The following is a 935-nucleotide window of genomic DNA, read 5'->3' as shown; positions in this document are numbered from 1 at the left end:
CGGTGGAACGATTACTTACCCAAGAGCACAAAAAACACGCACCACTATCTCAAAACTGCCTCTTGAGTGCCTGGTATTAGAAACGGATGCCCCGGATATGCCCATGCATGGAAAACAAGGAAATGTTAATCATTCCAAGTATTTAGTTACGATCTTAAATGAACTGTTTTTGCTTAGAAAAGAACCGAAGCAATCGGTTGCAGCGCAAATTTGGCAAAATAGCCATCGCGCATTCGGTATATGTGAATAAAATCGAAGGTTTTTGTTTATCGTTTGCGTAAATTGCACTTGGCTTGTGATTCGGCTCACATTTACGTGTGAATGGTACATGAATCTTCTACGAAAGTGTGAGGACGGCATTACTTTATTAGTGGTCGCATGAGTATAATTGCCTCCGCTTTATAGCCCCATTTTGTAACACGCCAATAAATAACTAATAAGGAAGTCATAAACTATGAGCCTGTTTATGAGCCTCGTCGGAATGGTTGCACTGATTGCAATCGCAGTACTACTATCCGACAACCGCAAAGCAATTAATCTAAGAACAGTGGGTGGCGCTTTCGCTATCCAATTCGCACTTGGTGCATTCGTACTTTACATCCCTTGGGGTCGTGATCTACTTGCAGGTTTCTCTGCTGGTGTAGCAAACGTGATCGACTACGGTAAAGATGGTACTGGCTTCCTATTTGGTAGCCTTGTTAACTTCTCAGTTGACGGTATCGGATTCATCTTTGCATTCCAAGTTCTACCAACACTAATCTTCTTCTCTGCTCTTATCTCTGTACTTTACTACATTGGTGCGATGCAAGTTGTAATCAAGGTTCTTGGTGGTGGTCTTCAGAAAGCTCTAGGTACTTCTCGCGCCGAGTCTATGTCTGCAGCTGCAAACATCTTCGTTGGTCAAACGGAAGCGCCTCTAGTTGTTCGTCCATTTG

2 protein-coding genes are annotated in these 935 nt (G+C 43.1%); both read left to right on the top strand.

Annotated elements, in window-relative coordinates; all coding sequences use genetic code 11:
* Window positions 1-250: TatD family hydrolase (locus AB4496_RS23615; RefSeq protein ID WP_372132195.1), on the top strand; the 250-nt coding region annotated here is incomplete at its 5' end.
* 204 nt (window positions 251-454) lie between these two features.
* Window positions 455-935, top strand: a 481-nt coding sequence (locus AB4496_RS23610; protein WP_372132192.1) for a Na+ dependent nucleoside transporter N-terminal domain-containing protein, incomplete at its 3' end; no start/stop codon positions are given.

Origin of the sequence: Vibrio sp. 10N.222.46.A1 (assembly GCF_041473595.1) — a bacterium.
In the GTDB taxonomy this organism is placed as follows: Bacteria; Pseudomonadota; Gammaproteobacteria; order Enterobacterales; family Vibrionaceae; genus Vibrio; species Vibrio tasmaniensis_A.
The sequence above is the reverse complement of the archived record's forward strand: the minus strand, read 5'-3'. Positions and strand labels throughout refer to the sequence as shown.